Raw genomic sequence first — 25,454 nt, forward strand, 5'->3', positions numbered from 1 at the left:
TAAAGATTCATTACAGACCTTTTTATTTTGATTATCAACACGATTTCAAACTATTGCTTTTAAATGGTTTTTGGATACTTGTAAGAGCGATCGATTACATTTGCATCTTGTATATATCTATTGATTTAAACTTAAAATCAGATATTGTCCCGGAATAAGTAGAATGCGACATTTGAGTTTGTAACGCTCTCTCCTCACCCATCTCAAGGGAAGGTGAGTCGCTTAAATTGTATTTTATTTTCGTATCACCAATATGCTATCCATATCCAGCTCCTACCTATGTTACCTACAATAATATTAGAATAGAAACACATGATATAGATATATTTTCTCACTTTAGTTTCCTTTTTAATATTTCAAATATAATTATACACACAAGAATTGAAGCAGAAAATAGCCCCGTTTTCATATATGATGGTACATATTCATTGAAAAAAAATGATGATGTTAATTTTAGAAATCCCACAACATAAAATAAAGTCAGCAGAGTACTAATTATTTTACCACTTTGAATTTTCATCTAACATATCTTTTATAGGAGTTAGCATTATATTCTTTTTATTTTCAAAAATAAGAGGCGTATTACTGCCATCTATATAATAATCGCCATTAACAATATCCGCTTGAGGGTTGATGAGTCCGTTTACGCCTTTATAGATCACATTGCCAATGTAATCCGTTCGCTTGCTGTTCGTGCCGCTCAATTGTTGTACCGTCCCCAATTTACTACAGTTGGCAGTATACGTCTACGTATTTGTTGCCTGTTCCGCCGTATAAACAATTGTGACAGTCTGTGGCAAATTTAACAAATTATGAGTAATACTTGTTATTCTTTTATTTAAATCTCGCGCTAAATTGCCGTTTAAGTCGTAAAAATATTCTTTCGCAGCCGTAGAGTTATTTTTAAAGTTCATTGATGCGGACAAAGTGATGTTTGTTCCTGTATCATCTGTCTTGATAAGTTGATTACCCGGATAACTCATACTTATGTTATCAACTGTACCGAAAGTACTTGTTCCCGTACGACCATTACACATAAGGTTCGTCAGACTCCGATGAACAGAAAGAGAAATCGGAAGTGCCCATTTCATGAACGAATATCGCCTGAGAACCAACTTCTTCGTTGGAAATATTTTTGCGACATGTGCTGCACGGCATAATCTGAGAGGTGATTATTTACGACATTACCCTAAATGAGTTTGTCTGATTTATAATAACTGAAATCTTAAATATTGAAAAGGAATATAACATTTCCAGATATTGTACGTTATAGATACAAAGTGGAATAATAAAGCCACCGTCATAGTGTCAAAATGACAGCGGCTTTGAAAGGAACTCTTTATCGTGTTACTGTACGATGTGAGCCAGAGCATTCACATTTTACTCCACGAGTGTCTGATAAGGCATCCGTTTTATTTGGAGTTTAATCCCCCTTCTTATGAATATGGGGTTTCAAAGATGGTGTATTTCCTGGAGTCTGCTTGTTGTCTCGTTGACGACGGTCAGGTTTTCCTGTGGAAATAGCAGTTCTTTTTGGACCTGGTTTTATGCCCATAATGATTTTTTTATTGGTTAAACAAAGTTAGTTATCACTTATTCTCATTCGCTGTAGAGAATATCTATAAGAGCCAATCGTTTATCATTTCTGATTTTCAGCATAACGAATACCTATGACACCATTACAAATAATGACAAGGTGTATGCCAATGTCTTTATTTCGACAAAATGTCACCCATGTATCCTTCCTAAGTTTTTAAATATATAATAATGAAAATCTGCAGATATGAATAGGACAATTATTTGAATCGAAGTACAAGAGTACGGTGGTAAAGAGTCAAATATCATCAGAGGAGAACGGAACAATCAAATTATGTTTGAGGAGCAGTTTGATTATAAGGACGAAGAAAAGCACTCTTTGCGGTTACACTTGCTTTTAGAAAAATTTCATTGCAAATTTCCCCAATCAGGTCATAGTTTAGGCATTCTATGTATCCGTAAATTATTGAATGATATTACAGAACGCAGCCATATTAAAGCTAATTATCGGGTACGAGAAAAGTAGATATAATAAGAAAACTGGGAGGTGGGGAGCTACGATCAAATGTAGTACGCTACTAACATCCATGTGCCAGACGTAGTGCGCTCAAAACGTGAACCAATGAAAGTTAATCCTATCATATCAAACGTTTATTTATGGACATTTAAAGTGTCCGAATTGCTTTGAGCAGCTCTTTTAATATACCCTCCCAGTTTTTTATTCTTCCTTATTCAATTCATTAGCGCGTCCATCTGCTACTGCTTTCGTTAGATATATTTCTCCTTTAATCGGAATATAGTTACTGTTTTCTTCAGAATATTTAGCAACCTCATACATTCCTAATTGCGTATCAGATGGTTGAGATATATACATTTGAATTTTATTACTCGTAATCATTTTTATTTTGTTTGATGCAAAGATGCGAATTTTCTCACTATCTTTGCATAGTCTTTCGGGGCAAACTTTTGGAAATAATAAGGAAGTGCCTTATACTTGTTGAAATCGTAAAATTATCAAAGAAGTATATATAAGGCAGAGAGGACAGCACATACGGTGGGTTGCCCGTTCTGTGTATATATACGGGTGTTTGGCGATACCTAACGAGTATGTATGGACGGCAGCCCACTTCTTTTATAATAACATTGTCAAACTCTCCTATTGACTACCTGCGGAGAACTCGTTAAAAATTCGCCAAAAATGAAACGAATTTGTTTGTCTTTTGTGTTTCTATTTTTTTTAGGAATGCTGTGTGTGAATGATATGTATGCACAGAAACCACTTACAGCAATGACGAAAAAAGAAATTAATTCCCTTTCTGATGCTCAGATAAAGAAAGGTGTCATTAAGGAGTGGAGTGGTATTTTGACATTTATGATGCGTGGCGTTAAATTCGATGATAAGATTGTTAATGCATTTGCTAAAAACTTTAAAGATGGAGCTTTAACATGGACTAATAAAGGCAAATGGCCAACAGTAGATTATGTTTCAGCAGAGGACTTAGCATCATTTTATAAAATGTGGTATATAGGACGTAACAGCTGTTATAAAGCTGTTATGGAAATCCATAAAAGAACTCGTCCTACTTCTATTGATAGAACAATGTACGATATAATGAACTCTACAGATATTCTTTATCAAAAGCAGCAAGCGGGAGTACTTGACAAAACTCCTCCAGAATGGGTTGATGCTAAGACTATTATTGAATCTATTGAGCCATAGAGTTTAAGCATATTAATTACTAATGGGACAGGAATTTATTGCTGTCTTGTATTGTTATTTATTCCCGTCGATATTGTTCGTATAAGCACTTATTAGCCCCCAAATACGCGCTAAATTTGTTGTGCGCGGAAAGTTTATAGGATGTGCACAGAAAGCAAATACGCTGTGCACATCCTATTTTCTTTTTGTGCGGGGCTTGTCAATAATGGATGCCACGGTAGCATCGCCTGTTACGTTGACGGAAGTGCGAAGCATATCGAGCGGTCTGTCTACACCCAATATCAACGCCAACCCGTCGGCCGGAATACCCACGGACGACAGCACCATGGTTAGTATGACGTAGCTGCCTCCGGGAATGGCCGGTGTACCGATGGATGAAATGGTGGTGAGCAGCACAATGGCAATAAGTTCGCTCCAGCCCAGATGAATGTGCATAACCTGGGCGATGAATACAACCGCTATGGCCTGATAACAACTCGTTCCGTCCATGTTAATGGTTGTTCCAACGGGCAGAACGAAGGAGGTGATTTCTTTTGATATGCCCAAATCCCTTTCGGTTGTTTCCATGTTCAGCGGCAAAGTGGCAGCACTGGAACTGGTTGTAAAGGCCAGCAACTGAACCGGATACATACTGCGAATAAAATGTTTGGTTTGGATTCGTGTAAACAGATGAACCAACAAAGGATAAAACACAAAGATAAGCAGCAACAATCCCGCAATTACCGTAAGGGTGTACATGCCCAATGCTGCGAAAATGCTGAGATTACTTGAGTTATCGGCCACAAGTGCCGCCATGAGAGCAAACACGCCGTAAGGTGCAAAACGAATGATGTAATCCACCATTTTCAGAATAATATCATAAAGCGAATCAACGACTTTTAAGACAGCTTTGGTTTTCTCCTTAGGTAAACTGATGGCTGCTATCCCGAAAAAGATGGCGAAGAAGATAACTTGCAACATTTTACTGTTGTTGCTTGATGCGGCAAAAAGATTATCAGGAACTATGTCGTTTAAGAAAGATAAAGGTCCCTGTTCGCTCGTCGATTCGGCAGCCGACATTTTCTCATTCACCACATGCTGGAAACTTTCTTTCATTTGACTTGCCACGGCAGCATCAACAAAATTACCCGGCTTTACTGACAGCACCAAAGCTAGTCCCACTAATATGGCGCAAACGGTAGTGGTGATATATATAAGAAGAGCTTTCAGTCCGATTTGTGAAAACCGCCGTATGTCTTCAATACCTGTAACACCTTTGATGAGTGAAACCAATACCAGTGGCACGGCAATGAGTTGAAGCATTCGGATGAAGATGTTTCCCCAAGGTTTTATCCACAACTGAACCACCTCTCCTTGCCCGAATGAGATAAAAAGCATGCCGGTTGCTATTCCGGCTATCATGCCAACCAGTATTTTTATGTATAACGGAATGCTTGCTATATTTCCTTTTGGTTTTATTTTCATTCTTTTGCCGATTAAATTGATAGCTATTTATTTTATTGAAAAGCAAATATACACAAATAATGCTTTTTTTAGCAAAACTATCTATGAAAGAGATATTTCTTTTAGCTGCAATGCATTAGGCAATGCCTATTCTTACGCTTGGTAATGTTAATCGTTAACACAAATACCTTGTATTGTTAACAGGATGATAATAGATTTAAACCTTGTTATATTTCCATCTGAAAAGCATCTGTAATTTGCTGATAATCAAATTATGCCTATATTTGAATAGTTTTTTTTCATAGGATTAGATTTTAAGGTTAACAAAAGGATAAGCTGCCCGTGAGGGTGGCTTTTTCTTTTTCTAGTGCTTTATTTGATAATCAAGCATCTTATGTGCCTGGTTTTGGCTGTTTCACATTATAATGCTACATTTACGCCCAAAACAAAATACCATGAATTCTCTACCGGAAATAGAATCGACCTATCGGTCACAGCTGCTAGAAACGCAACAACGCATTGCCTCGGCCAAACAGCAGATATACCGCATTGCTCTTTTACGAATTTCGGTTTTTGCCGGAGGGGTCGTGGCTACAGTGTATGCATGGCCTTTGGGTGCCGTGGTAGTTGTGCCTGTTATGCTGCTTTTTCTTGTTGCCTTTTTATACCTTGTCAAGGTTCACAACCGTTGTTTCTATAAGAAAGATTACCTCGAAAAGAAAGCGGAAGTCAATGCGCAGGAGTTGCAGGCACTTGGCTACGACTTTTCAGCATTCAATGCGGGCGAAGAGTTTATTGACCCGGCGCACAGCTATTCATACGACCTCGATTTGTTTGGTAACTCCTCTCTTTTCCAGTCGCTTAACCGTACGGTGATTCGTCGCGGAGAACTGACTCTGGCCGAGTGGATGAAGCACCCGCTGCTAAAAAAAGAGGCCATCATTAATAGGCAGGAGGCTGTTCAGGAACTGACTGCCAATCGGGTTTTCCGACAGAAATTTCGCGTGCTGGGTTTGCTTTATAAAGGCAAGCTGGCCGATGAGGATGAAATCAGACAATGGGCGCAATCGCCTTCGCGGTATTACCAAAAAAGAGTGCCGAAGCTGCTTTCTGTTTTAATACCTGTGGCTAATGCAATCAGTCTGTCCCTACTCTTGCTAGATGTCATCCCTGCCAGTCTTTTTGTGTTGCAAGTCGTTATTTTTGCGTTGGCAAGTACTATTTATTCCAGAAACATCACCAAAATACAGTCGGTTTACGGTGCGAAGATGCAAATTCTGAACACCTATTCCAAACTGATAGAGCTCATTGAAAATCAATCGTTCCGTACTGCCAATCTTGGCCAACTGCAATTGCGTTTCAAACAAGGCAATCATTCGGCCTGCCTGGCGGTGCATAAATTGAGCAAACTGCTTAACGGACTTGATCAGCGCAACAATATCTTGGTTGCTTTTGTGCTCAACGGACTTATGTTCTGGGAGCTGCGACAGATGATGCGCATCGAGGCATGGAAAGAAGCTCACGCTTCGCAACTGCCCGACTGGCTCGATGCGCTGGGCGAGATGGATGCGTATTGTTCACTGGCCACTTTTGCCTACAATCATCCCGATTATGTGTACCCTCGCGTGGCTGTCGATACGTTTTGCATGAAGGCAACCGCTATGGGGCATCCGCTAATGCGCCGTGACAAATGCGTGCGAAATGATGTGTGCATCACCGCCCAGCCGGCTTTCCTGGTGGTAACAGGTGCCAACATGGCCGGCAAGAGTACGTATCTGCGCACGGTGGGCGTTAACTACCTGATGGCATGTGCCGGTTTCCCTGTGTGGGCCGATGAGATGGAGGTCTACCCCGCCCAACTGGCTACGAGTTTGCGAACAACCGATTCGCTGAATGAAAACGAATCTTATTTCTTTGCAGAGTTGAAGCGCCTGAAAAGCATCATTGATCGTAGGTTGGCGGGCGACGAACTGTTTATCATTCTCGATGAGATACTGAAAGGAACTAACTCTATCGATAAGCAGAAAGGTTCGCTGGCATTGATTAAACAATTTATGACTTTGCAGGTAAACGGCATCATTGCTACGCACGACCTTCAATTAGGGACGTTGGCCGATGTGTATCCGGGACAAATTAAGAACTATTGCTTTGAGGCCGACATAACCCATAATGAATTAACCTTCTCCTATCAAATAAGAGAAGGGGTTGCGCAAAACATGAATGCATGCTTTCTGATGAAAAAGATGGGTATTGCTATCGCTTAATGGACACGAAATGTGCCTTTTTTCGTGGTGCTTGAAAAAGTCCATTGTTGAAATAATGTTTTGCATAAACAGGTGCTTTGTGTTTATAAAATTGACGGTTTACAAATTCCGTATACACCCGGGTGTATACCTCTCCTACACCCGGATCTACAAACTTTATACACCCCCGTGTATAGTACCTGTACACCCGGATGTACACAGCTTTTCCGCACGAGCAAATAAATAGATTAAAACCGCCATTTTTGTTTATATATAATTTGCTATTTACTCTTTCTATATGTAATGTATACTTGAAAAATAAGTGTGATACTTGGTGATACTTGGTGACACTTTTTTTTAGCCAAGTGTCACACATAATAATCTGATTATCAAGTTGTTACAAGGTTGGTGATACTTGGTGATACTTCTTTTTATACTTTTTATGTAGGCGTTGGGCAGCGAAGAATGAAAAAAGGCACTTACAATCACTGTAAATGCCTGATAATCACTTGAGCGGCAAATGGGATTCGAACCCACGACCCTCAGCTTGGGAAGCTGATGCTCTGCCAACTGAGCTACTGCCGCAGCGCTATGTACTCTATTAAAACGATGCAAAGGTAAGTATATATTTGAATTAATACGCATTTTAACCAAAAAAATGCAAGTAAAAATACTACCTTTGCTTCCGATATTAGTAAGATAATACATGAAACAAATCATATTGATAACCGGTGGGGCACGCTCCGGAAAAAGTAAACACGCTGAGAAACTGGCACTTACGTTGTCTGATAATCCGGTCTACTTAGCCACGGCCCGTATTTGGGACGATGAATTCAAGCAACGTGTGCTTCGGCATCAGCGCGACAGGGGACCCGAGTGGACTAATCTGGAGGAGGAAAAGTGGCTCAGCAGTCATTCGCTGACTAACCGAGTGGTACTGATTGATTGTGTGACGCTGTGGTGTACCAATTTCTTTTTTGACCTGCAGGCTGATGTTGACAAGACTTTGCAAGCGGTGAAGGAGGAGTTCGATAAGCTGGTGAGCCAAGAGGCTACTTTTATTTTTGTGACCAACGAAATTGGCATGGGAGCTACTTCGGAAAATGAAATTCAACGGAAATTCACCGACCTGCAAGGGTGGGTAAATCAGTACATTGCTGCACGGGCAGATAAAGTGGTGCTTATGGTGTCGGGCATTCCGGTCAACGTGAAAGAATAATCTATGCAAACTCAAAATAGAACAAGAATGAAAACATTTCAAATTCATAAACCCGACGAAGCAATCCGTCCGCTTTTAATAGACAAAATCAACAACCTGACCAAACCTAAAGGGTCGCTGGGGCGACTGGAGGAACTGGCTTTGCAGGTGGGACTGATTCAGCAATCGCTCGAACCCGCATTACGTAATCCTCAAAATATTATTTTTGCTGCCGATCACGGCATTGTTGACGAAGGGGTGAGCTTTTCACCCAAAGAGGTTACCTGGCAACAAATCAGTAACTTCCTTCGCGGTGGTGCCGGGGTCAACTTCTTCTGTCGTCAGCATGGCTTCGAACTGAAGATTGTAGATGCAGGGGTCGATTATGATTTCCCTGCCGGAAAGGGAATCATCGATTTCAAGGTGCGCAAGGGAACCCGAAACTTTTTGTATGAAGCGGCTATGACTCGTGAGGAGGCCGATTTGTGTATAGAACGTGGTGCGGAAGTAGTGAGACTGTGCCACAGTGAAGGGTGCAATGTCATTAGCTTTGGCGAAATGGGCATTGGTAACACGTCTCCTTCTTCCATGTGGATGTCATGCCTCACGGGAATTCCGTTGGAGCAATGTGTGGGGGCCGGTAGCGGACTAAGCAGTGAGGGGGTGCAACGCAAGTACAGTGTGTTGAAGCAATCGCTTGAACGATATACGGGTAACGGTGCGGCAGAAGATGTGATGTGTTATTTCGGCGGACTGGAAATGGTCATGGCCGTGGGCGCTATGTTGCAGGCGGCGGAACTGAATATGGTTATTTTGGTGGATGGTTTCATTATGACTAACTGTATGCTGATGGCTTCCAAGTTTTATCCTGCCGTACTGAATTATGCCATATTTGGTCATCAGGGTGATGAAACAGGACATAAACTGTTACTTAATGCCATGAATGTTAACCCCTTAATAAACATGGGTTTACGTCTGGGTGAAGGTACTGGTGCTATTTGTGCTTATCCGCTTATTGATTCGGCGGTGAGGATGATTAATGAGATGGATAATTTTGCCCATGCGGCAGTGACTAAATACTTTGAATAATGGGCTATCGGATACTGGCGGCTTTTATCTTCTTCACTCGTTTACCTTTCTGGCGCTTGGCGCAGGTGCCGGCCGAATGTTATAAAACGGTGGTTAACTATTGGCCTTTGGCGGGCTGGTTAACGGGAGGGGTATTGGCGTCGGTGTTGTGGTTGTCGGCTCAAATACTTCCCTACTCCGTGGCTGTCATACTAGCCCTAGCGGGACGGCTATTGCTTACCGGTTGTTTGCATGAAGACGGACTGGCGGATTTCTTCGACGGCTTGGGTGGTGGCACTTCGCGTGAGCGGATTTTGGCCATCATGAAGGATTCGTTTATCGGGAGCTACGGGGTAACGGGGCTCGTTGTTTATTTCGCTTTGCTCTTTTCGCTGTTGCATGCATTACCTCTTCCGTTGGCTTGTGCGGCGGTGCTGGCTGGTGATCCGTGGGGAAAGTTCTCTGCGGCACAGCTCGTCAATTTCTTGCCTTATGCCCGGCGCGAGGAAGACAGTAAAGCGAAGGTGGTGTATAATAAAATGTCGGTAGGGACTTTTATCTTTGCTTTGCTGACCGGCGTCTTGCCCGCTGTTTTGTTTCTGCCTTATCAATATGTAGCAGCCGCACTGTTTTCACTTCTTACGATTGCCTTGCTCATTGTGTTCCTGAAACGGAAGTTACAAGGGTATACGGGCGATTGCTGTGGTGCGGCATTTTTGTTGTGCGAACTGAACTTTTATTTGGGAATAAACATTCTATATCATTACTACGTTGTTTAAGCATTATGGAAATATATCTAATCAGACATACCTCGGTGGATGTACCGCCACACACCTGTTACGGACAAACGGATGTTCCGTTGAAGGATAGTTTTCAAGAAGAGGCAGAAGTCGTTTCCCGGAAAATAAAGGATTTAACGTTCGACGGGGTGTACACCAGTCCGCTGTCTCGTTGTGTGCACTTGGCTAATTATTGCGGATATTCCTCTGCCCTGCGTGACGACCGACTGATGGAAATGAACTTCGGCGAATGGGAAATGAAGCATTACGATGAAATACGTGATCCGCGTTTGCAGGAATGGTATAAAGACTTTATGCACGTAACTGTTCCCGGTGGTGAATCTTTCAAGGATCAATACAAACGTGTAGCCGAGTTTCTGGATGAACTGCGCGTATTGCCTTACGAACGTGTTGCCTTATTTGCTCACGGAGGTGTGTTGATATGCGCACAGGTGTACGCCGGTGTGGTTCCGTTTGAAGAGGCATTCAGTTCTCTTACTCCTTATGGAGGCATTGTGCGTATTAACCTTTGATCACTCCTTTTATTCCTTGCAATTGCTCTCGTCGGACGTGCAACTGTCGCACGTGCCCGAACAGAGGTTACTGCTTTCCATGGCGTCAGTCACGGTGAATGGATGCAATTTGTTTTGCTTGTACAATAGCAGGTTTTGTGTTAAATCTGTTCCACTACTTTTATACACTTGTATGCCGTTCTCAACAAAAAGGTTGAGGGCAAGCAGCTGAATTTGTGAGGTTAGTACAGCCGCTATTCCCATTTCTTTCATCTGTTTGGTAATTTTGCTTCCGGGCGGTATAATGGTGCGCCAGGGAATAAAACAGCAGGTTTCTGCATCAGAGGCCTCGGGATCAAATATGCATACGTGGGTAGTCTTGTTAAATCCTTCGGCAATCAGTTTGTTATCGTATACAGGTATGATCAGTTTCATCTGTTTCTACTATTAGTCCGTTTTTAATTTTGATAATCTCATTGGCCATGCGCCGGGCTTCGGGCAGGTCATGTGTAACCATGATGCTGGTTGAGTTGAGGTATTCGTGCGCCTTGAGTATTTCGCTTTGCAATGCCTCACGCATTTCCTGATCAATGGATGACAGCGGCTCATCGAGCAGTAGTATCTGCGGGGAAGAAGCTAATGCTCTTGCCAATGCTACCCGTTGTTTTTGTCCGCCCGATAGTTTGCCGGGTTTCTGTGTTGCCAGTCCTTTCATTCCGAAAATATCCAGCAGTTCGTTTATATGACTTGGGTTGTGTGCATGTTGCGCATAGCCTATGTTTTGCGCCACCGTCATGTTGGGAAAGAGTGCCAGGTCTTGAAACATGTAGGCGATGCTTCGTTGTTGGGGTTTGAGGTTGATGCGGGCGGTGGAGTCAAACCAAGTTTTGCCGCCTACTCGTATCACTCCTTCGTCGGGTGTGAGTAGTCCGGAAAGTATTCGGAGTAATGTAGTTTTCCCTGATCCCGAATGCCCCACCAAGCAGATAAAGTCGCCGCCGGAAATTTCTCTCCGGATGTTCAGCATGTTTTTGCCTTCGGTAGTGGTCATTTCTTTTCGTACGTCAATGTAGATAGATTCTTTCATGTGTTCAGTTTGTTTTTTTGTTAATACTGTAGATTACCGTCAGTATGACAAATGAAATGAGAAATAGAATCAATGCGTATTGATTGGCGGCACTGTAGTTCAGCGCCTGCACTTCATCATACAGAGCGATAGAGGCTACCCGGGTTTCGCCGGGCATGTTACCGCCTACCATTAAAACGATGCCGAACTCGCCTATGCAATGGGCAAAGGTCATGGCAACTGCCGTGATTACGCTTCCTCGTATGTTGGGCAAAAGCACTTTGAAAAAAGTGGTTGTGGCCGATTTACCCATGGTATATGATGCTTCGCGCAAACTAACGGGTAGTGCGGACAGACCGTTTTGTAAGGGCTGTATCATGTAGGGTAATGAGCAGAGTATGCTGGCAATGAGTATACCGGTGAAGCTGAATGCCAGTCGCACATCAAACCATTCTTCCAGTGTTTTACCAAAGGCATGTTGCGGACTGTAGGCTACTAGTATATAAAATCCCAGTACGGTGGGGGGTAACACCATAGGCATAGAGATCAGGGCTTCTGCAACTGCCTTGAGCCGAAAACGCGAAAATGCCAGAAAATAAGCAATCGGCAGGCCTGTTACCAGCAGAATGATTGTGGTAAGACTTGCCAGTTTTCCGGTTGTAAGTAGTGTGCTTATAAACTCGTTCTCCATATTTGTTGTCGTTATAAATTGAAAAGATATCGACGGGTTAAAAAATTACCGATGTTTGTACAGCCCAAGTAACTCGGATTCGGTGAGGGAACGTTTTAGTTTGTCGGACGTCTTCTTTACTTCGTTGAGCATCTTGATGCTTTCGCGTTCCGTCAGGTTGCAGCCTTTTGATGATAGGAAACTGCACAAGGCCCTACTGCCGCTATGTTTACCGAAAACAAATGGTTCCTCGCTCCTGCCTACACTTAACGCATCAATAATTTGATAGGTGTTTCTGTCGGTTAGCAAGCATTGCGTGTGTATGCCCGATTCGTGACTGATGGCGTATTTGCCCGTAATGGGCTTCATATCAGACAGGCTGCGATTGGAAGCTTGCTGCACAAAAGACGATAGTTCCGTTAGGTATCGGGTTTGAATACCGGTTTCAATACGGGAGCTAAGTTGAAGTGCCATGATGACTTCTTCGAGTACGGCATTTCCCGATCTTTCGCCCAATCCGTTAACAGTTACGCTGGCTGCATCGGCACCCGACAATAAAGCGGCGACCGTATTGGCGGTTGCCATGCCCAAATCGTTGTGTCCGTGAAATTCAAAAGGAACCGCCGGATATTCTTTTTTTAGCTTGCCAAACAGCGATGCAACGCTTAGCGGGTTCAGAATGCCAACCGTATCGGCTATGCGGATGCGTGCTGCTCCGTAAAGCATGGCATGACCAATGAAATCGGTCAGAAAAGAGGGACCGCTTCGGGAAGCATCTTGTGCACCTATTGTTACGTAGTCAAATCGGCCGGCTGCGTAATTGAGCATTTCTTTGAGCTGTGTGATCACCCATATTTCGTTTTTTCCCAAAGCACGCAGGTGAATGGAAGAAACGGGAAACGAGATATGTACACCTTGTACTCCTGTTTCCGCCGCATGGTCAATGTCTTGCGGCAAAGCTCTGCACCAGGCTAGACATTTGAAAGAGAAACCCGCACCAACCAATGTTTTGATGTTTTCCTTTTCTTTTGTTGATATGGCGGGCGTGCCTATTTCTACTTCGGGCACAGCGGCGTTGTGGAGTAAGCCGGCAATCTTCAGCTTCTCTTCCAATGAGAACACTACGCCGGCGGCTTGTTCGCCGTCACGCAGTGTAGTATCAATAATATGTGCTTGGAGAGGTTTCATTCTGAAATCAGGTATTTTTCGCAAGCCTCTCCTTCTTCGAGTGCATCGAGGATCTCGTCTATTGCTTCTTCTGTTTCTACGCAGCCGTACCAGAAGTTATTCGGATGAACAACGATGACCGGTCCCTGCGAGCATAAGTTTAAGCAGCCTGTAGTCGACACAGCCACGTCGAGTCCTCTGTCGTTACATTCTTCCATGATGTATTGCAGCAGAGACGATGCTCCCTTTTTGTTGCAGGCTCCTTGTGCCTCTCCACTCAGTCGGAAAGAGTTGCATACTAGAATGTGGTAATTGGGCTTTTTCATTTTGTCAGATTTTAATTTGTTAGTACTTTATGAATGATAGTGTTGTATGATAGTTTGCCGTGTTGATCAGGCGCAACCTTGTGCGTTTCCGCTACAGCCGCTACCACAGCGAAAAGCATCTGCTTTCTTGATGCTGCGTATGGGCAGGTTATTGTATATCCCATCAAGTCCTTCGTCAATCATTCCGGTCATCTGTACTACACGGATGCCGCATTCTTTGAGAATGAAGCAGGATTCTCTCCGACCCCTGCAACGAGTATGGCACGACAGTCTATCAACAATCTGGCTACATCAATCCATCTCTGATCGCCTCCTCCTTTATCGGGCATTTCACGTTCTTCTACGTATTGGAATCCATTAGGTGTTTGGCGGAAGATGTAAACAGATTTGGCTTCACCAAGATGGAGGTTAACCAGATGTCCTTCGTAAGTTGCCACAGCTACATAAGGTCTGCTTTCTTCCCCTGTTTCAACACTTGATGATACTTGTTGCAGAATGGTATAAGCCTCTTTCATGTCTTGCCCCAAGAGTCCGGCTGCATCGGCCCGGCATCTGGCACAATGTGTCATGATGGGCAGGTGGTGTTTGGCTTCGGCACGTACACGGAAAATCATCTTTTGGTCGGGCTTCGGCATATCTTCAAAATTAGAACCGGCCGTTGGTATCAGTGGCATGCAATTGATGAGGTCTGCTCCCAACCCTTTTACTACCCGGGTCGTTTCGTCAATATGGTGGTCATTGATACCCGGAATAATGATGAAGTTAATTTTCACCGTTATGCCTTTGGCCTTGAGCAAGGGAATGCAAGCCAATTGTTTTTCCAATAACAAGGCGGCGGCCTCTTCTCCCCGATATACTTTCTTGTTGTATCTGACCCAGCGATATATTTTTGAGGTTATATCGGTTCGTACGCCATTGATGGTGAGGGTGACATGTGTTACGTCTAAAGCAGCGATCTCATCAATGTAGGGTTCTAAATTCAGTCCGTTGGTCGACAGGCAGAATATTTTATCCGGGAATTCGGCTTTTACGGCCCGGAGAGTTTTCAGCACTTCGTCGGGGTTAGCAAAAGGGTCACCGGGTCCTGCTATGCCAACTACAGAAATGTTAGGGATGTGCTTATTTAGTTCTTTCAGATAAGTTACCGCCTTAAACGGATCCAGTACGGAAGAGGTTACTCCCGGTCTGCTTTCGTTGACACAATCGTATTTCCGGTTGCAATAGTTGCACTGAATGTTGCATCGGGGGGCAACGGGAAGGTGAACGCGTGCATGTGTATGCCTGGCTTCCACATCGAAACAAGGATGTTTCGCTATATCGTTTTTTGTAATAACTTTAACCATGATTCTTTGTTTTATTAATGATCAATTACATGTATTTGTAGCCGATAGGCGAATGTTCTTGTTTGTATTCCAACAAAGCATTCACTATCCTGTCAAATAATTGCTGGGCACCGGAATAAAAAAGATGTTCCATGCGAGGGCCGCCTACGCGGTCGTGTATGGGAAATCCTACACGAATTAACGGGATGCCTAGTTCGCGTGCAATGTAATACCCTTTGCTGCTTCCAATTAGTAAATCGGGTTTTGTTTCCCGAATTACTTCGCGTATCGATTCAAAATCGGCTCCGTTCATCACTTGTATGTGTGATGTATCTTCGACTACGGCTTCTATCTCTTCTTTTAAAAGACCGCTTTCGCCACCCGAGGCTACGATAACAGGAATAATACCTATTTCGCTCAGGAAAGAAACCAGACCCGACACCATGTCTTCATCACCAATGACAATTGCCTTTTTGCCGAATACATATTTATGCCCGTCGATGTACGAATCTACCAGTCGTCCTCTCTGGAGTTTGTATTTCTCAGTAATCTTCTTACCCGAAATGGTTTCAATGGTTTCAATAAAATGATCTGTCGCATCAATTCCGATAGGCATTCTCATTCTGTGATTGGGTACGTCGCAGTGTTCTTCAAGCCATTCACCGGCAGTGGTGATTGTTTTTGTTTTGCGAATTCGTCCAGTCAATGCTCCCTTGTTGAGTATGGTGCCCAACTCGATGCTGGCTCTGGCACCTCCCGTCATCCTGATGTGATTGAGCGGTGTTCCGCCTTCGGGTACTAAGTGATAATCTTTCCAGAAAGGATTATCGAGCGAGGCGGAATAATCAGGCAGCAAGACGTATTCTATGCCCGATACTGTGAGCATTTCTTTGAGGTTACGTAAGTCGGCCGGCGAAACAAAACCCGGAAAGAGATTGATGTGTGCACCGCTCTTTGTATTTGTGTCGGCTAGTGTTGCTACAGCGGCGTATACTGCTTCGTGAAACCCATCCATGTGGCTACCCTGATAGCTGGGTGTTGAGGCATGAATAAAGACGGGCAGCAGTGGGTTTTCTTCATTTGCTTGTTTGTATTCGGCTACAAGTGCGTTTACATCTTCACCTATTGTTTCGGCCAAACAAGTTGTGGCTATGCCTATTACTTGGGGACTATATTGCCTGATAACATTGTTTATGCCTTCGATAAAATTCCGGTTACCTCCGTAAATAGTGGTTGTTTCACTGAAGTTTGACGAAGCAATGTCCACCGGCTCTTTATAATGGCTTATCATATATCGGCGAATGTAAGTGGCACATCCCTGCGATCCGTGTATCATAGGTACACAACCTTCTATTCCCTTAAATACCACAGAGGCACCTAGTGGTGCGCAAAGTTTGCACGCATTGCGTGAAGAGGCATAGGGCGTTTTTTTATTTTCTGTTGTCGATTGCATAACGTTCTGTTTTTATCTGACATATTTCCAAACCGGACTCATCACGGTTCCGTATACTTCCTTAGCAAAGTTTAGCATGCCTTCGTAACCGGCCAGTGCTTCTTTGCGCTCGTGATTGTGATCACAAAATCCCAATCCGATTTTGTATGCGATGGGGCGCTCTTTTACACCGCCAATAAACAAATCGGCTTGTTTTTCCTTCACAAAGGCAGACAGTTCAACAGGATTTGAGTCGTCAACAACGATGGTGTCTTCGTCACAAAGTTCCTGAATAAGTTTATAATCGTCTTTGTCGCCCGTTTGCGAGCCTACAATTACTGTTTTAACGCCAATTAGTCTCAATGCTTTGACCAACGATATGGCTTTGAAAGCACCACCAACGTAGATTGCTGCCTTTTTCCCGTTCAATGCCTTTTTATAGGGAGCTAAAGCGGGAAGCAGGCGTCCCAATTCTTCTTTAACGATGGTACGGGCTTGCTGAAGCAAATCATCGCTTTGAAAGAAGTTAGCTACTTCATACAATGCGTCACTCATGTCTTCAATACCGAAATAAGATACTCTCATGAAAGGCACACCGTATGTTTCTTTCATCATTTTGGCCAGATGCATCATAGAGCCTGAACACTGAACGACATTTAATGAAGCGCGGTGGGCGTTGCAAATATCATCCACTCTTCCGTCGCCGGTGATAGTTGCATTCACATGAATGCCCATCCGTTTGTAATAGTCGAGCAGAATCCATAACTCACCTGCCAAATTAAAATCACCCAAAATGTTGATTGAGTATTTGGGTATCGGACGGTTTTGTGTGCCTACCAACTGAAAAAGAGATTCACAAGCAATGCGATAGCCGTCTTTTTTTGATCCCTGAAATCCGGGTGCTTGTACCGGAATGACCGGAATTCCTTTTTCCCGGCTCACCTCCTTGCAGACTGCTTCCACATCGTCGCCGATGACTCCAACAATACATGTGGTGTACACAAAAGCAGCTTTTGGCTTGTGTAACTCTATTAATTCATCGAGTGAAGCATGTAACTTAGCAGTTCCCCCAAAAACAACGTCTCTTTCTCTCAAGTCAGTTGAGAAACTGAGCCGGTGCAGTTCCGGTCCCGATGACAGTGATCCTCTGATATCCCAGGTGTAAGCAGCACAACCAATAGGTCCGTGAATTAAATGAAGAGCGTCTGCTATGGGGTAAAGTACCACCCTTGAACCGCAAAAAACGCAGGCTCTTTGACTGACTGAACCTGCCAGACTGGCTTTTTCGCAGGCAATCACTTCGTGTGTATTGCCAACTCTGCCTATTTGATTCTTTCTTTCTTCTAACAGCGTGCTCATATTTCATGTCGTTTATAGAAATATTATAACGCTGCAAAGAGCGCAGCGTTATAATATTCTGTATGTAATTAAAGCTGAAACTCAACCTTTTCCTCGGGAGAGGTACGATCCATGTGATCCATAAATGCATTGAGAATCTGTATCGCCAGATTAGTTGCTCCCACATAACCTGTTTTGGGGAAGAAGTTATGTCCGGGGCGATCGGCAATTGGAAATCCGTAGCGTACAAATGGGAGATCTTCGTCGCGGGCAATGTACTTGCCATACGTGTTACCAATAAGTAAGTCTACTCCTTCTTGCTTGATCCATTGATGCATTTGAAACATATCGGCCAGTTCCCCTCCTTTGAATTTGGCTTCCGGAATGTCTTTCAGAATAACCTTGAGTCTCTCTTCGAAAGGCTTGCCGGGAGTTCCCGATACAACGTAAACCGGACGCATATCCATGCTTACCAGAAATTCGCAAAGTGGAATCAGTGTGTCGGGATCTCCCCACAGAGCCACTCTTTTTCCATATAAATATTTCTGGTTATCGGCTATCAGGTCAATCAAACGTCCTCTTTCTGCCGAGATACTTTCGGGAACCGGTACGTTAGCGTGTCTGCTTAATGCAGTTACAAAACGGTCGGTTGCTTTCAGGCCGATGGGGATGTCTGTTATCTCAAATTTTACTTTGCATTTGTTATCAAGCGCTACACAAGCTGTGTTGGTAGAGTATTCGCCTAAACCGATGGTGAATTTACTATCGCCCGTAGTCTTCAGTTCTTCGGTGGTACAACCGCCTTTGGGATACATTTCATATTTTCCGGTAAGTGGTGTGTCAAGCACATCAGTCATATCGGGAAACATCAATGTTCTCGCTTCCATGACAGAGGCGATGCGCTTGATTTCACGCATATCCGATGGTTCCATCCAACCTGCAACGAGGTTTACCACGTTCCTCTTTTTGAGAGTAGCAGTAGAGAAAAACTTTACCATGGCTGCAACTTGATTTGCATAGCCTGTAATGTGGCTACCCACGTAAGAAGGAGTATTGCAGTATATTACCTGCTTTCCTTCGGGAATTTTCCCTTCTTCAGCGGCTTTCGATACAATCTGTGTGAGGTCGTCGCCAATCGTTTCAGATAAACAAGTGGTGTGCACGGCAATCACCTCCGGTTCGTAAACAGAGAAGATTGTTTCGATGGATTGCACCAAGTTAGCCGATCCTCCGAACACAGAAGATCCCTCTGAAAACGAACTGGTTGAGGCTACGATGGGTTCTTTGAAGTGGCGTGTAAGCGCGCTTCTGTGATAAGAGCAGCAGCCTTGCGAACCGTGACTGTGGGGCAAACATCCGTGTATACCAAAGGCTGCATACATAGCTCCTATTGGCTGACAGGTTTTTGCCGGATTGATAGTCAGTGCTTTTCTATCAATTTCTTTGGCAGTAGTATGTTTTAGTAACATCTTATTCAATATTAAAGTAATCAAACTTAAACGGCTGCATACACCGCTTCTACATATTCTTCACTTTCCCAGGGAGCTTTCATTTCCTTCCAGATACTGCAGCAAGCTATTTGTTCAATGTCTTTGTAGAAGTTTACTGCACCTGCAAAACCGGCATAGGGTCCTCCGGAATCGTAATTGTGAAGTTGCTTGAGAGGTATACCCATTTTCTGTACACAGTATTTTTCTTTAATACCCGCGCAGAATACATCAGGGTGATACTTTTCAATGAGTTTTTCCATTTCGTAATGACTCAGATCATCAATAACCAACGATCCTTTTTTCATTTCAGCCATCATTCCATCGTATCCGTTGAACTCCAAACCTTCAGCTTCAAGTGCTTTTAGTTCTTCTTCTGTTTTGCGAGGTTTATAACGTGTTTCGTCTTTAGTAACGGTAATTTGTTCTATGTTACGACTGTCGGCATCTATCTGTATGCTCGGAATAACGCGTCTTCCTTCGTAGTCATCGCGATGACCGAATTCGTAGCCGGCGCAAAGTGTGGTTATGCCCAATTCGTCAAATAGTTCCTGGTAGTGATGAGCACGAGATCCTCCTACGAAAAGCATGGCTGTTTTGCCATTTGTTTTCAGTTTTGCTTTTTCTCTGGCTTCGATGACCGGAATCATCTCTTCGGCAATAACCTCCTCAATGCGAGCAATCAGTTCAGGATCACCGAAATATTTACCTACTTTTCTTAGTGATTTGGCGCAGGTATCGGCACCGATGAAATTGGATTTCATCCAAGGTATACCAAATGATGTTTCGAGCATTTCGGCCACGTAGTTGATGGAACGGTGGCACATAACCAGATTGAGGTCGGCTGTATGTGCTGTTTCAAACTGTTCTACTGTTGAGTTACCCGACATAGTTGCTACTACCTGAATACCGCATTTGTTAAATAATTCGTCGATAACAAAAGCGTCTCCTCCAATGTTGTATTCTCCTAATACGTTTATTCTGTATTTGTGTGTGGCGTTTACAGTATCATCATTTCCAATGAGATTTCTGAAAAGTTGGTTGTTGGCAATGTGGTGGCCGGCCGATTGAGATACTCCTCTGTATCCTTCGCATGAAAAGCCGAAAATGTTGATGCCGTTACCTATTTCTTCTTTCATCTGGCGGGCAACACGGTGAACGTCATCGCCAATCAATCCTACGGGACAAGTTGAGAAGACGGCTATGGCTTTAGGATGAAACAATTCATAAGCTTCTCGAATGGCATCTTTCAACTTTTGTTCTCCTCCAAAAACGATGTTGGAGTCCTGCATATCAGTCGAAAAGCAGTACGTCATGAAGTTTGGTTCATTTTCTGACGGACGGGTTTGGTTGCGTCTGGTCAACCATGAATAATAGCCGCAGCCTATGGGACCGTGCGTAATATTGATAATATCTCTGGTAGGTCCTAGTACCACCCCTTTACAACCGGCATAGGTACATCCTCTTTGGGTGATTATTCCCGGAATGGTGCGCACGTTCGCTTGAATTTCAGGAATATTATCGGGGTCAGCAACCACAATGGCTTTACTGCGCTTTTTTGCTACCTTTTTGGGGTAGATTTCTATCAGTTCCTCTTTGGCACTTGATAAATCGATATTTAAAATATTTTTTTCCATTGTCTGTCCTCCTCTATTAATCAAGTGTTTTGTCCCCTTTCTCACCAGTACGTATGTGCACTGAATCCGAAGAATCTATCACAAATACTTTCCCGTCACCGCTTTGTCCGGTTTGGTTGGTTTTGATAATTGTTGCTACTGCAAGATCTTTTTTCTCATCGGTCACCATCAGTGTTATCATACGCTTTGATTTGAGGCGAGGCGTTGTTGAAATCAGTTCCTGATGTTCGGGTGCATAAAGTTCTGCTTTCTCCAGATCACCATGTCCTTTTCCCCTTCCTAACACCGGCATTGCTGTGAATGACGGTAGTCCAGCTTCCTGCAAAGCGATTTTTGTTTCCTGCATTTTGGCAATTCGTATGATTGCAAGTATCAGTTTCATAAGCGTTTGTATTATCAGATTTCTTTCTTGCCGTTAGAGATAGTATATGTTTCGGTAACCGGAGTTACGAATATCTTACCGTCTCCAAACTGACCTTTATCGCCCGATCGGGCAGATTCTATGATAGTTTCAATGACAAAATCCTTGTCTTTTTCAGGGATTACGATCATCAACAAATCTTTAGGCAGTTCGTCGTATGTAACATTGCCTACTTTTAATCCGCGCTGTTTACCGCGACCGAATACAGATAATTTTGTTACCGCCGGAAATCCTGCGTTCAACAAGGCGTTCATTACGATGGGTGATTTCTCGGGTCTTACTATAGCTCTTAATAAATACATAATTGTTCCTCCTTAACTTGTTATATTAGTTCATGATACCGAAGCTAACCAGCATGTCTTCTAACTCAGGCATTGTCAAAGGCGTTGGGATGACAAACATATTGTTATCATTTATTTTCTTTGCCAGTGCGCGGTATTCGTCGGCTTGAGGATGCTCGGGTGCATGGTCAATAACTGTTTTTCTATTAATTTCAGCATGTTGAACCATGTTGTCGCGCGGAACAAAATGAATCATTTGCGTACCTAGCTTTCTTGCGAATTCCTGAATCATATTCGATTCGTTATCTACTTTTCGAGAGTTACAAATTAACCCCCCCAAACGAACTGTGCCAACCTTGCCAAATTTTGCAATAGATTTGCAAATGTTATTAGCTGCGTACATGGCCATCATTTCACCGGAGCATACAATGTATACTTCTTGTGCCTTACCATCACGTATCGGCATAGCGAAACCACCGCATACAACATCGCCCAATACATCGTAGAATACATAATCCAAGTGTTTGTCATCGTCGTATGCTCCCAGCTGTTCAAGTAGGTTGATTGATGTGATGATTCCTCGACCTGCGCATCCCACTCCTGGTTCGGGTCCGCCCGATTCCACACAGCTTGTATTGTCAAAGCCGGTTTTCATAACATCGTCTAAATCAACATCCTCCCCTTCGTCACGCAACGTATCCAAAACAGTTTTTTGCGCTAGTCCGTGAAGTAGCAAACGTGTTGAATCGGCTTTGGGATCGCATCCCACTACCATCACTTTTTTCCCCATCTCGGCTAATCCAGCCACTGTGTTTTGAGTAGTAGTACTTTTACCAATACCCCCTTTTCCGTAAATAGCAATCTTTCTCATAATCTAAAACCTTAAAATTATACCATAAAGTTGTTTATTTGGTATTTGTGTTACCATTCTGAACTATATAAAGAGAAAAGTATGCCAAAAAACATGCTTTTTATTGTTTTGTGAGATTAATATGTTTGCTAAATACTTGTACGACAGTGTATTATGAGTTACTAAATACCTATTAATGTGTATTATTCAATAGAATGACTACCTATGAATCACTTCATTTAGGTAGTCATCGGAAAGAAAATTCTACATAAATGTAGTTTTGTTTATTTGGAATAACCATACTTTATCCAAAGTGCATCGTAGTTGTGGCTAATGATGTTCTTCATAAATTTTTCTGCAGCTATATTTCTCGAATTTTTCTTAATTAGCACACATGCCTGTTCAATGGGAGTATACAAATTTTGCGGTACAACATAGCATTTGCCTTTGCCTTTCATTTCTGGTGACATGGCCAGTGATAGTGCGATAAAACCGATCTCTGTATTACCAGTAAATGCATATTGTGCAGCTGCCGAAATGTTGTCTCCATATATAATTTTAGCCTTTACTTCATCATAGATATTCTGCTTTTTTAAGAGCTCAATAGCTCTTTCACCGTAAGGAGCCGTTTCCGGGTTAGCAACTGAGATTCTTTTAACCGCATTGGTTTTCAACACATCCAGCCCTTTTTTCACATCAATAGTGTTGCTCCATACAGCTAATTTGCCATATATATATGTGCTGACTTTACCGTATGTGGCTCCTTTGTTTTGAAGCTTAAGCGGAAAATTTTTGTCGGCCGCCATGAAGAGGTCAAAAGAAGCACCGTTCAAAATTTGCTGTACGAAATTGCCGGAGCTACCGAAGGTGACATCTATTTTAACTCCTGGATTTTCCTTCTCATAAGCTTCTTTTATTTCCATAAATACGTCTCTGAGATTTGCTGCTGCTGCGACTTTGACGCTTTTTTGTGCGTTAGCGAACATACATACAGAGAAAAAGAGTGTTGCTATTAAAATTACTTTTTTCATGACTAATATTTTTAGATTATAATTTTAGTTTAAACATATCGGGTTTGATGGTGAGTGAAATATAAGCCCACCCCGGAGTGCGACAAGCTGCTGAAGACGATTTTAGTTTTAAGAACCGGCTGTTGTTATTCAGAAAGTAACTTCCCCAGCCTCCTTCAACAGAAACACAATCATTCATTTTATAAGAAAGTTTAATGTCCACTTCGCTACCTAATGATTTACCTTGTGAAGCTCCGTTGTATTCAATGTCTTTTACGGTTTTAAATAAGTGATAGCCTACCTCATACCCCCATTTTTTTATAATGCTCCCGCCTACCTGACCGTACACATCCAGTAAGCCCTGAGTAGGCAGATTAGCTGTCCAATAATCCATATAACCATTAAAACTATGTGGCGCACCATATAACCAGTTGAATGTTTTGCTTTTCGATGAATTGCTCGAACCGCCTCCCGAATAACGATCAGCTCCTGCCGTGAGTATGAATTGAGGCATAAATGCATAATTGGCTTTTAATGCTAACAGAGAGGCATTCAATCTTTTTGTGGCGGATGTTTTTCCAAATTGGAAATAAGCGGTCGCAAACAAGTCGAGCGGAAAATCTTTCTTTAAAAACTTAATATTTCCACCGGCCGTGTATCGATGATACATGGATACTTTATTACCGTAAGTACTGCTTCCGTTTGCATCTGTACTTGTTTTCTGGAAACCTTCGTCGAGCGCTAAAGCAGTGAGCGACAAGTTGGGCATAAGTGGTTTTGATATCCAAATATACCCCAGATATCTGTATTTTGTGGCTCCTGAATACATTGATTCTTTTGATATAGCTTTGTCATTATTATATGCTAATCCCAAATGAGCCGCTCCGATATGCTCTAGTTCATACTTGAATACTACAACATCATGCGAGTTTCCGGTGTTACTCCAGTTTGATGCTGAAAAAATACGGTTGTCATCGTATTTGAGTGCCTGCCTGCCTATAACAACCGATCCGCCGGGACAAAGCAGTACATCTGCCCATGCTTCGTAAACAGATAAAGAGCCCGACGAAGATACAGCTTCCGAGTTGGTTCCGGTTTCTCCTAAAGTGCGTGAGTCTTGCACCGTTATACCCGTTTTGAGGTAACTGTTTTTAAAACCCACCGTTAACCGAGTACGTTGTAATATGAAACCACCGGGATCAGTATTCTCCGCATTGGGTGAGCCATAGCCATTACGATACTCTGCTCTGGGCCTTAATTCAATGCCCACACTCATCTCTTGTGCATTGATATTCGTTATTGATATGCACAATAACGAAAATGCTGCAATAGTTTTGCCTGTTTTACTTACGTTCTTCATACCTTAATTATTAAAAGTGAATACAATGTTACGTGTTTATTTGAGCTTGATAGTTTACCGTTATCTCTCAATAAGATAACGGTTTTAAAAAAAATAGCAGAAAGATTTCTGCCTAATCGTTACAATAAACAAGAATCCAAATTGGCATTTAAGCCAACTAATTCTTTCACGAACTTGCTATGCAATTCTTCATATATCTTAATTAACTCGTACCCATAAGCGCCTACCCTACATCCACCACCATCTTTTCCCCCTTTGTATCTAATCAGAATAGGAATTGGTGAGTTACGATTCATCTTATCGGCAATGCTCCAGGCCTGTTGATAGGAAATATGACATTTTTTGGCCGCAGCATTAATTGATCCTTCAGATATGAGAGCTTTGAGCAGTGTATATTGAAGTTGCCCGAAGAATTGTTCCTCGTTTTTGTATATGGCAAAAGTTCCCTTTACTTCAAACATATTTTTTCTCCTACTTTCTTTAATCGAATCTCGTTACTGTATCTATCAATTATTGTGCCAGAATTTATAAGTTATTAATAATCAGTCAGTTAGCAATTTGGGGCATTGCGAATGCCAGACCTAAATG

The 25,454-nt window shown here is 42.7% G+C and carries 27 protein-coding genes and 1 tRNA gene; 6 read left to right on the forward strand and 22 right to left on the reverse strand.

Annotated elements, in window-relative coordinates:
• Positions 1-500 precede the first annotated feature (500 nt).
• The 3 genes from ACKPCE_RS11520 to ACKPCE_RS11530 form a co-directional block, all read right to left on the reverse strand.
• Positions 501-722, reverse strand: a complete 222-nt coding sequence (locus tag ACKPCE_RS11520) for a hypothetical protein (RefSeq protein WP_319505291.1) — start codon at positions 720-722, stop codon at positions 501-503.
• 24 nt (positions 723-746) lie between these two features.
• Complete coding sequence (locus ACKPCE_RS11525; RefSeq protein WP_319505292.1) at positions 747-1,091, reverse strand: hypothetical protein; 345 nt, start codon at positions 1,089-1,091, stop codon at positions 747-749.
• Between the two features lie 1,163 nt (positions 1,092-2,254).
• Positions 2,255-2,434: a hypothetical protein gene (locus ACKPCE_RS11530; RefSeq protein WP_319505293.1), complete on the reverse strand. Its 180-nt coding sequence runs from the start codon at positions 2,432-2,434 to the stop codon at positions 2,255-2,257.
• Positions 2,435-2,734: 300 nt separating this feature from the next.
• Here ACKPCE_RS11530 and ACKPCE_RS11535 point away from each other — a divergent pair, with 300 nt between their 5' ends.
• Entirely contained in the window at positions 2,735-3,256 is a 522-nt protein-coding gene (locus ACKPCE_RS11535; RefSeq protein WP_319505294.1) for a hypothetical protein, read from the forward strand.
• Positions 3,257-3,430: 174 nt separating this feature from the next.
• On the opposite strand, the gene ACKPCE_RS11540 is transcribed toward ACKPCE_RS11535, so the two are convergent.
• The gene (locus ACKPCE_RS11540) at positions 3,431-4,720 is read right to left on the reverse strand and encodes a dicarboxylate/amino acid:cation symporter (RefSeq protein WP_319505295.1); all 1,290 of its coding nucleotides are present in this window, start codon (positions 4,718-4,720) and stop codon (positions 3,431-3,433) included.
• Positions 4,721-5,154: 434 nt separating this feature from the next.
• Here ACKPCE_RS11540 and ACKPCE_RS11545 point away from each other — a divergent pair, with 434 nt between their 5' ends.
• Positions 5,155-6,963: a MutS-related protein gene (locus ACKPCE_RS11545; RefSeq protein WP_319505296.1), complete on the forward strand. Its 1,809-nt coding sequence runs from the start codon at positions 5,155-5,157 to the stop codon at positions 6,961-6,963.
• 491 nt (positions 6,964-7,454) lie between these two features.
• On the opposite strand, the gene ACKPCE_RS11550 is transcribed toward ACKPCE_RS11545, so the two are convergent.
• Positions 7,455-7,527: transfer RNA gene (locus tag ACKPCE_RS11550), tRNA-Gly, on the reverse strand.
• A gap of 121 nt (positions 7,528-7,648) precedes the next feature.
• Here ACKPCE_RS11550 and cobU point away from each other — a divergent pair.
• From cobU to cobC, 4 genes are read left to right on the forward strand one after another with little or no spacing between them, the layout of a single operon-like run.
• The gene (gene cobU / locus ACKPCE_RS11555) at positions 7,649-8,161 is read left to right on the forward strand and encodes a bifunctional adenosylcobinamide kinase/adenosylcobinamide-phosphate guanylyltransferase (protein ID WP_319505297.1); all 513 of its coding nucleotides are present in this window, start codon (positions 7,649-7,651) and stop codon (positions 8,159-8,161) included.
• 27 nt (positions 8,162-8,188) lie between these two features.
• A complete protein-coding gene (cobT, locus tag ACKPCE_RS11560) occupies positions 8,189-9,229 on the forward strand; it encodes a nicotinate-nucleotide--dimethylbenzimidazole phosphoribosyltransferase (protein ID WP_277638277.1) in 1,041 nt (346 codons plus the stop codon).
• Entirely contained in the window at positions 9,229-9,987 is a 759-nt protein-coding gene (cobS, locus tag ACKPCE_RS11565) for an adenosylcobinamide-GDP ribazoletransferase (protein WP_034782503.1), read from the forward strand. Before cobT ends, cobS begins: the two co-directional genes overlap by 1 nt.
• 5 nt (positions 9,988-9,992) lie before the next feature.
• Positions 9,993-10,520, forward strand: coding sequence for an alpha-ribazole phosphatase (cobC, locus tag ACKPCE_RS11570; protein WP_277638278.1), 528 nt, complete (start codon positions 9,993-9,995; stop codon positions 10,518-10,520).
• Positions 10,521-10,529: 9 nt separating this feature from the next.
• On the opposite strand, the gene ACKPCE_RS11575 is transcribed toward cobC, so the two are convergent.
• From ACKPCE_RS11575 to ACKPCE_RS11655, 17 genes are all read right to left on the reverse strand, one after another.
• Positions 10,530-10,934 carry a NifB/NifX family molybdenum-iron cluster-binding protein gene (locus ACKPCE_RS11575; protein ID WP_024995536.1) on the reverse strand — a complete coding sequence of 135 codons (405 nt, stop codon included), beginning with the start codon at positions 10,932-10,934 and terminating at the stop codon, positions 10,530-10,532.
• Positions 10,906-11,586 (reverse strand): ABC transporter ATP-binding protein, encoded by a 681-nt coding sequence (locus ACKPCE_RS11580; protein WP_319505298.1) that lies wholly within the window; start codon positions 11,584-11,586, stop codon positions 10,906-10,908. The genes ACKPCE_RS11575 and ACKPCE_RS11580 overlap by 29 nt, the downstream gene beginning before the upstream one ends.
• A gap of 4 nt (positions 11,587-11,590) precedes the next feature.
• Positions 11,591-12,256 (reverse strand): molybdate ABC transporter permease subunit, encoded by a 666-nt coding sequence (gene modB, locus ACKPCE_RS11585; protein ID WP_027318273.1) that lies wholly within the window; start codon positions 12,254-12,256, stop codon positions 11,591-11,593.
• A 45-nt stretch (positions 12,257-12,301) separates the two neighbouring features.
• Complete coding sequence (locus ACKPCE_RS11590) at positions 12,302-13,423, reverse strand: hydroxymethylglutaryl-CoA lyase-like TIM-barrel protein (protein ID WP_319505299.1); 1,122 nt, start codon at positions 13,421-13,423, stop codon at positions 12,302-12,304.
• Positions 13,420-13,728 carry a (2Fe-2S) ferredoxin domain-containing protein gene (locus tag ACKPCE_RS11595; protein ID WP_024995539.1) on the reverse strand — a complete coding sequence of 103 codons (309 nt, stop codon included), beginning with the start codon at positions 13,726-13,728 and terminating at the stop codon, positions 13,420-13,422. The genes ACKPCE_RS11590 and ACKPCE_RS11595 overlap by 4 nt, the downstream gene beginning before the upstream one ends.
• 66 nt (positions 13,729-13,794) lie before the next feature.
• Positions 13,795-13,920: a hypothetical protein gene (locus ACKPCE_RS11600; RefSeq protein WP_319505300.1), complete on the reverse strand. Its 126-nt coding sequence runs from the start codon at positions 13,918-13,920 to the stop codon at positions 13,795-13,797.
• A 5-nt stretch (positions 13,921-13,925) separates the two neighbouring features.
• Positions 13,926-15,071 carry a nitrogenase cofactor biosynthesis protein NifB gene (gene nifB / locus ACKPCE_RS11605; protein WP_319505301.1) on the reverse strand — a complete coding sequence of 382 codons (1,146 nt, stop codon included), beginning with the start codon at positions 15,069-15,071 and terminating at the stop codon, positions 13,926-13,928.
• Between the two features lie 25 nt (positions 15,072-15,096).
• The gene (locus ACKPCE_RS11610) at positions 15,097-16,503 is read right to left on the reverse strand and encodes a nitrogenase component 1 (protein WP_319505302.1); all 1,407 of its coding nucleotides are present in this window, start codon (positions 16,501-16,503) and stop codon (positions 15,097-15,099) included.
• Between the two features lie 12 nt (positions 16,504-16,515).
• Positions 16,516-17,841 carry a nitrogenase iron-molybdenum cofactor biosynthesis protein NifE gene (gene nifE / locus ACKPCE_RS11615; RefSeq protein WP_276992176.1) on the reverse strand — a complete coding sequence of 442 codons (1,326 nt, stop codon included), beginning with the start codon at positions 17,839-17,841 and terminating at the stop codon, positions 16,516-16,518.
• A gap of 68 nt (positions 17,842-17,909) precedes the next feature.
• Positions 17,910-19,289 (reverse strand): nitrogenase component 1, encoded by a 1,380-nt coding sequence (locus ACKPCE_RS11620; protein ID WP_319505303.1) that lies wholly within the window; start codon positions 19,287-19,289, stop codon positions 17,910-17,912.
• Between the two features lie 26 nt (positions 19,290-19,315).
• Complete coding sequence (nifD, locus tag ACKPCE_RS11625; RefSeq protein WP_319505304.1) at positions 19,316-20,944, reverse strand: nitrogenase molybdenum-iron protein alpha chain; 1,629 nt, start codon at positions 20,942-20,944, stop codon at positions 19,316-19,318.
• Positions 20,945-20,960: 16 nt separating this feature from the next.
• A complete protein-coding gene (locus ACKPCE_RS11630; RefSeq protein ID WP_319505305.1) occupies positions 20,961-21,326 on the reverse strand; it encodes a P-II family nitrogen regulator in 366 nt (121 codons plus the stop codon).
• 14 nt (positions 21,327-21,340) lie between these two features.
• Complete coding sequence (locus ACKPCE_RS11635) at positions 21,341-21,667, reverse strand: P-II family nitrogen regulator (protein WP_027318274.1); 327 nt, start codon at positions 21,665-21,667, stop codon at positions 21,341-21,343.
• 25 nt (positions 21,668-21,692) lie between these two features.
• Positions 21,693-22,517: a nitrogenase iron protein gene (gene nifH, locus ACKPCE_RS11640; RefSeq protein ID WP_024995546.1), complete on the reverse strand. Its 825-nt coding sequence runs from the start codon at positions 22,515-22,517 to the stop codon at positions 21,693-21,695.
• A gap of 263 nt (positions 22,518-22,780) precedes the next feature.
• The gene (modA, locus tag ACKPCE_RS11645; protein ID WP_319505306.1) at positions 22,781-23,527 is read right to left on the reverse strand and encodes a molybdate ABC transporter substrate-binding protein; all 747 of its coding nucleotides are present in this window, start codon (positions 23,525-23,527) and stop codon (positions 22,781-22,783) included.
• Positions 23,528-23,543: 16 nt separating this feature from the next.
• Entirely contained in the window at positions 23,544-24,866 is a 1,323-nt protein-coding gene (locus ACKPCE_RS11650) for an alginate export family protein (protein WP_319505307.1), read from the reverse strand.
• 119 nt (positions 24,867-24,985) lie between these two features.
• Entirely contained in the window at positions 24,986-25,327 is a 342-nt protein-coding gene (locus ACKPCE_RS11655; protein ID WP_034782641.1) for a winged helix-turn-helix domain-containing protein, read from the reverse strand.
• Between the last annotated feature and the right edge of the window lie 127 nt (positions 25,328-25,454).

The organism is Bacteroides graminisolvens, assembly GCF_963666085.1.
GTDB lineage: Bacteria > Bacteroidota > Bacteroidia > Bacteroidales > Bacteroidaceae > Bacteroides > Bacteroides graminisolvens.

Coding starts and splice junctions, on each gene's coding strand:
- ACKPCE_RS11525 (WP_319505292.1), bottom strand. CDS start 1,091: ATGAAATGGGCACTTCCGATTTCTCTTTCTGTTCATCGGAGTCTGACG.
- ACKPCE_RS11530 (WP_319505293.1), bottom strand. CDS start 2,434: ATGATTACGAGTAATAAAATTCAAATGTATATATCTCAACCATCTGAT.
- ACKPCE_RS11535 (WP_319505294.1), top strand. CDS start 2,735: ATGAAACGAATTTGTTTGTCTTTTGTGTTTCTATTTTTTTTAGGAATG.
- ACKPCE_RS11540 (WP_319505295.1), bottom strand. CDS start 4,720: ATGAAAATAAAACCAAAAGGAAATATAGCAAGCATTCCGTTATACATA.
- ACKPCE_RS11545 (WP_319505296.1), top strand. CDS start 5,155: ATGAATTCTCTACCGGAAATAGAATCGACCTATCGGTCACAGCTGCTA.
- cobU (WP_319505297.1), top strand. CDS start 7,649: ATGAAACAAATCATATTGATAACCGGTGGGGCACGCTCCGGAAAAAGT.
- cobT (WP_277638277.1), top strand. CDS start 8,189: ATGAAAACATTTCAAATTCATAAACCCGACGAAGCAATCCGTCCGCTT.
- cobS (WP_034782503.1), top strand. CDS start 9,229: ATGGGCTATCGGATACTGGCGGCTTTTATCTTCTTCACTCGTTTACCT.
- cobC (WP_277638278.1), top strand. CDS start 9,993: ATGGAAATATATCTAATCAGACATACCTCGGTGGATGTACCGCCACAC.
- ACKPCE_RS11575 (WP_024995536.1), bottom strand. CDS start 10,934: ATGAAACTGATCATACCTGTATACGATAACAAACTGATTGCCGAAGGA.
- ACKPCE_RS11580 (WP_319505298.1), bottom strand. CDS start 11,586: ATGAAAGAATCTATCTACATTGACGTACGAAAAGAAATGACCACTACC.
- modB (WP_027318273.1), bottom strand. CDS start 12,256: ATGGAGAACGAGTTTATAAGCACACTACTTACAACCGGAAAACTGGCA.
- ACKPCE_RS11590 (WP_319505299.1), bottom strand. CDS start 13,423: ATGAAACCTCTCCAAGCACATATTATTGATACTACACTGCGTGACGGC.
- ACKPCE_RS11595 (WP_024995539.1), bottom strand. CDS start 13,728: ATGAAAAAGCCCAATTACCACATTCTAGTATGCAACTCTTTCCGACTG.
- ACKPCE_RS11600 (WP_319505300.1), bottom strand. CDS start 13,920: ATGACCGGAATGATTGACGAAGGACTTGATGGGATATACAATAACCTG.
- nifB (WP_319505301.1), bottom strand. CDS start 15,071: ATGGTTAAAGTTATTACAAAAAACGATATAGCGAAACATCCTTGTTTC.
- ACKPCE_RS11610 (WP_319505302.1), bottom strand. CDS start 16,503: ATGCAATCGACAACAGAAAATAAAAAAACGCCCTATGCCTCTTCACGC.
- nifE (WP_276992176.1), bottom strand. CDS start 17,841: ATGAGCACGCTGTTAGAAGAAAGAAAGAATCAAATAGGCAGAGTTGGC.
- ACKPCE_RS11620 (WP_319505303.1), bottom strand. CDS start 19,289: ATGTTACTAAAACATACTACTGCCAAAGAAATTGATAGAAAAGCACTG.
- nifD (WP_319505304.1), bottom strand. CDS start 20,944: ATGGAAAAAAATATTTTAAATATCGATTTATCAAGTGCCAAAGAGGAA.
- ACKPCE_RS11630 (WP_319505305.1), bottom strand. CDS start 21,326: ATGAAACTGATACTTGCAATCATACGAATTGCCAAAATGCAGGAAACA.
- ACKPCE_RS11635 (WP_027318274.1), bottom strand. CDS start 21,667: ATGTATTTATTAAGAGCTATAGTAAGACCCGAGAAATCACCCATCGTA.
- nifH (WP_024995546.1), bottom strand. CDS start 22,517: ATGAGAAAGATTGCTATTTACGGAAAAGGGGGTATTGGTAAAAGTACT.
- modA (WP_319505306.1), bottom strand. CDS start 23,527: ATGAAAAAAGTAATTTTAATAGCAACACTCTTTTTCTCTGTATGTATG.
- ACKPCE_RS11650 (WP_319505307.1), bottom strand. CDS start 24,866: ATGAAGAACGTAAGTAAAACAGGCAAAACTATTGCAGCATTTTCGTTA.
- ACKPCE_RS11655 (WP_034782641.1), bottom strand. CDS start 25,327: ATGTTTGAAGTAAAGGGAACTTTTGCCATATACAAAAACGAGGAACAA.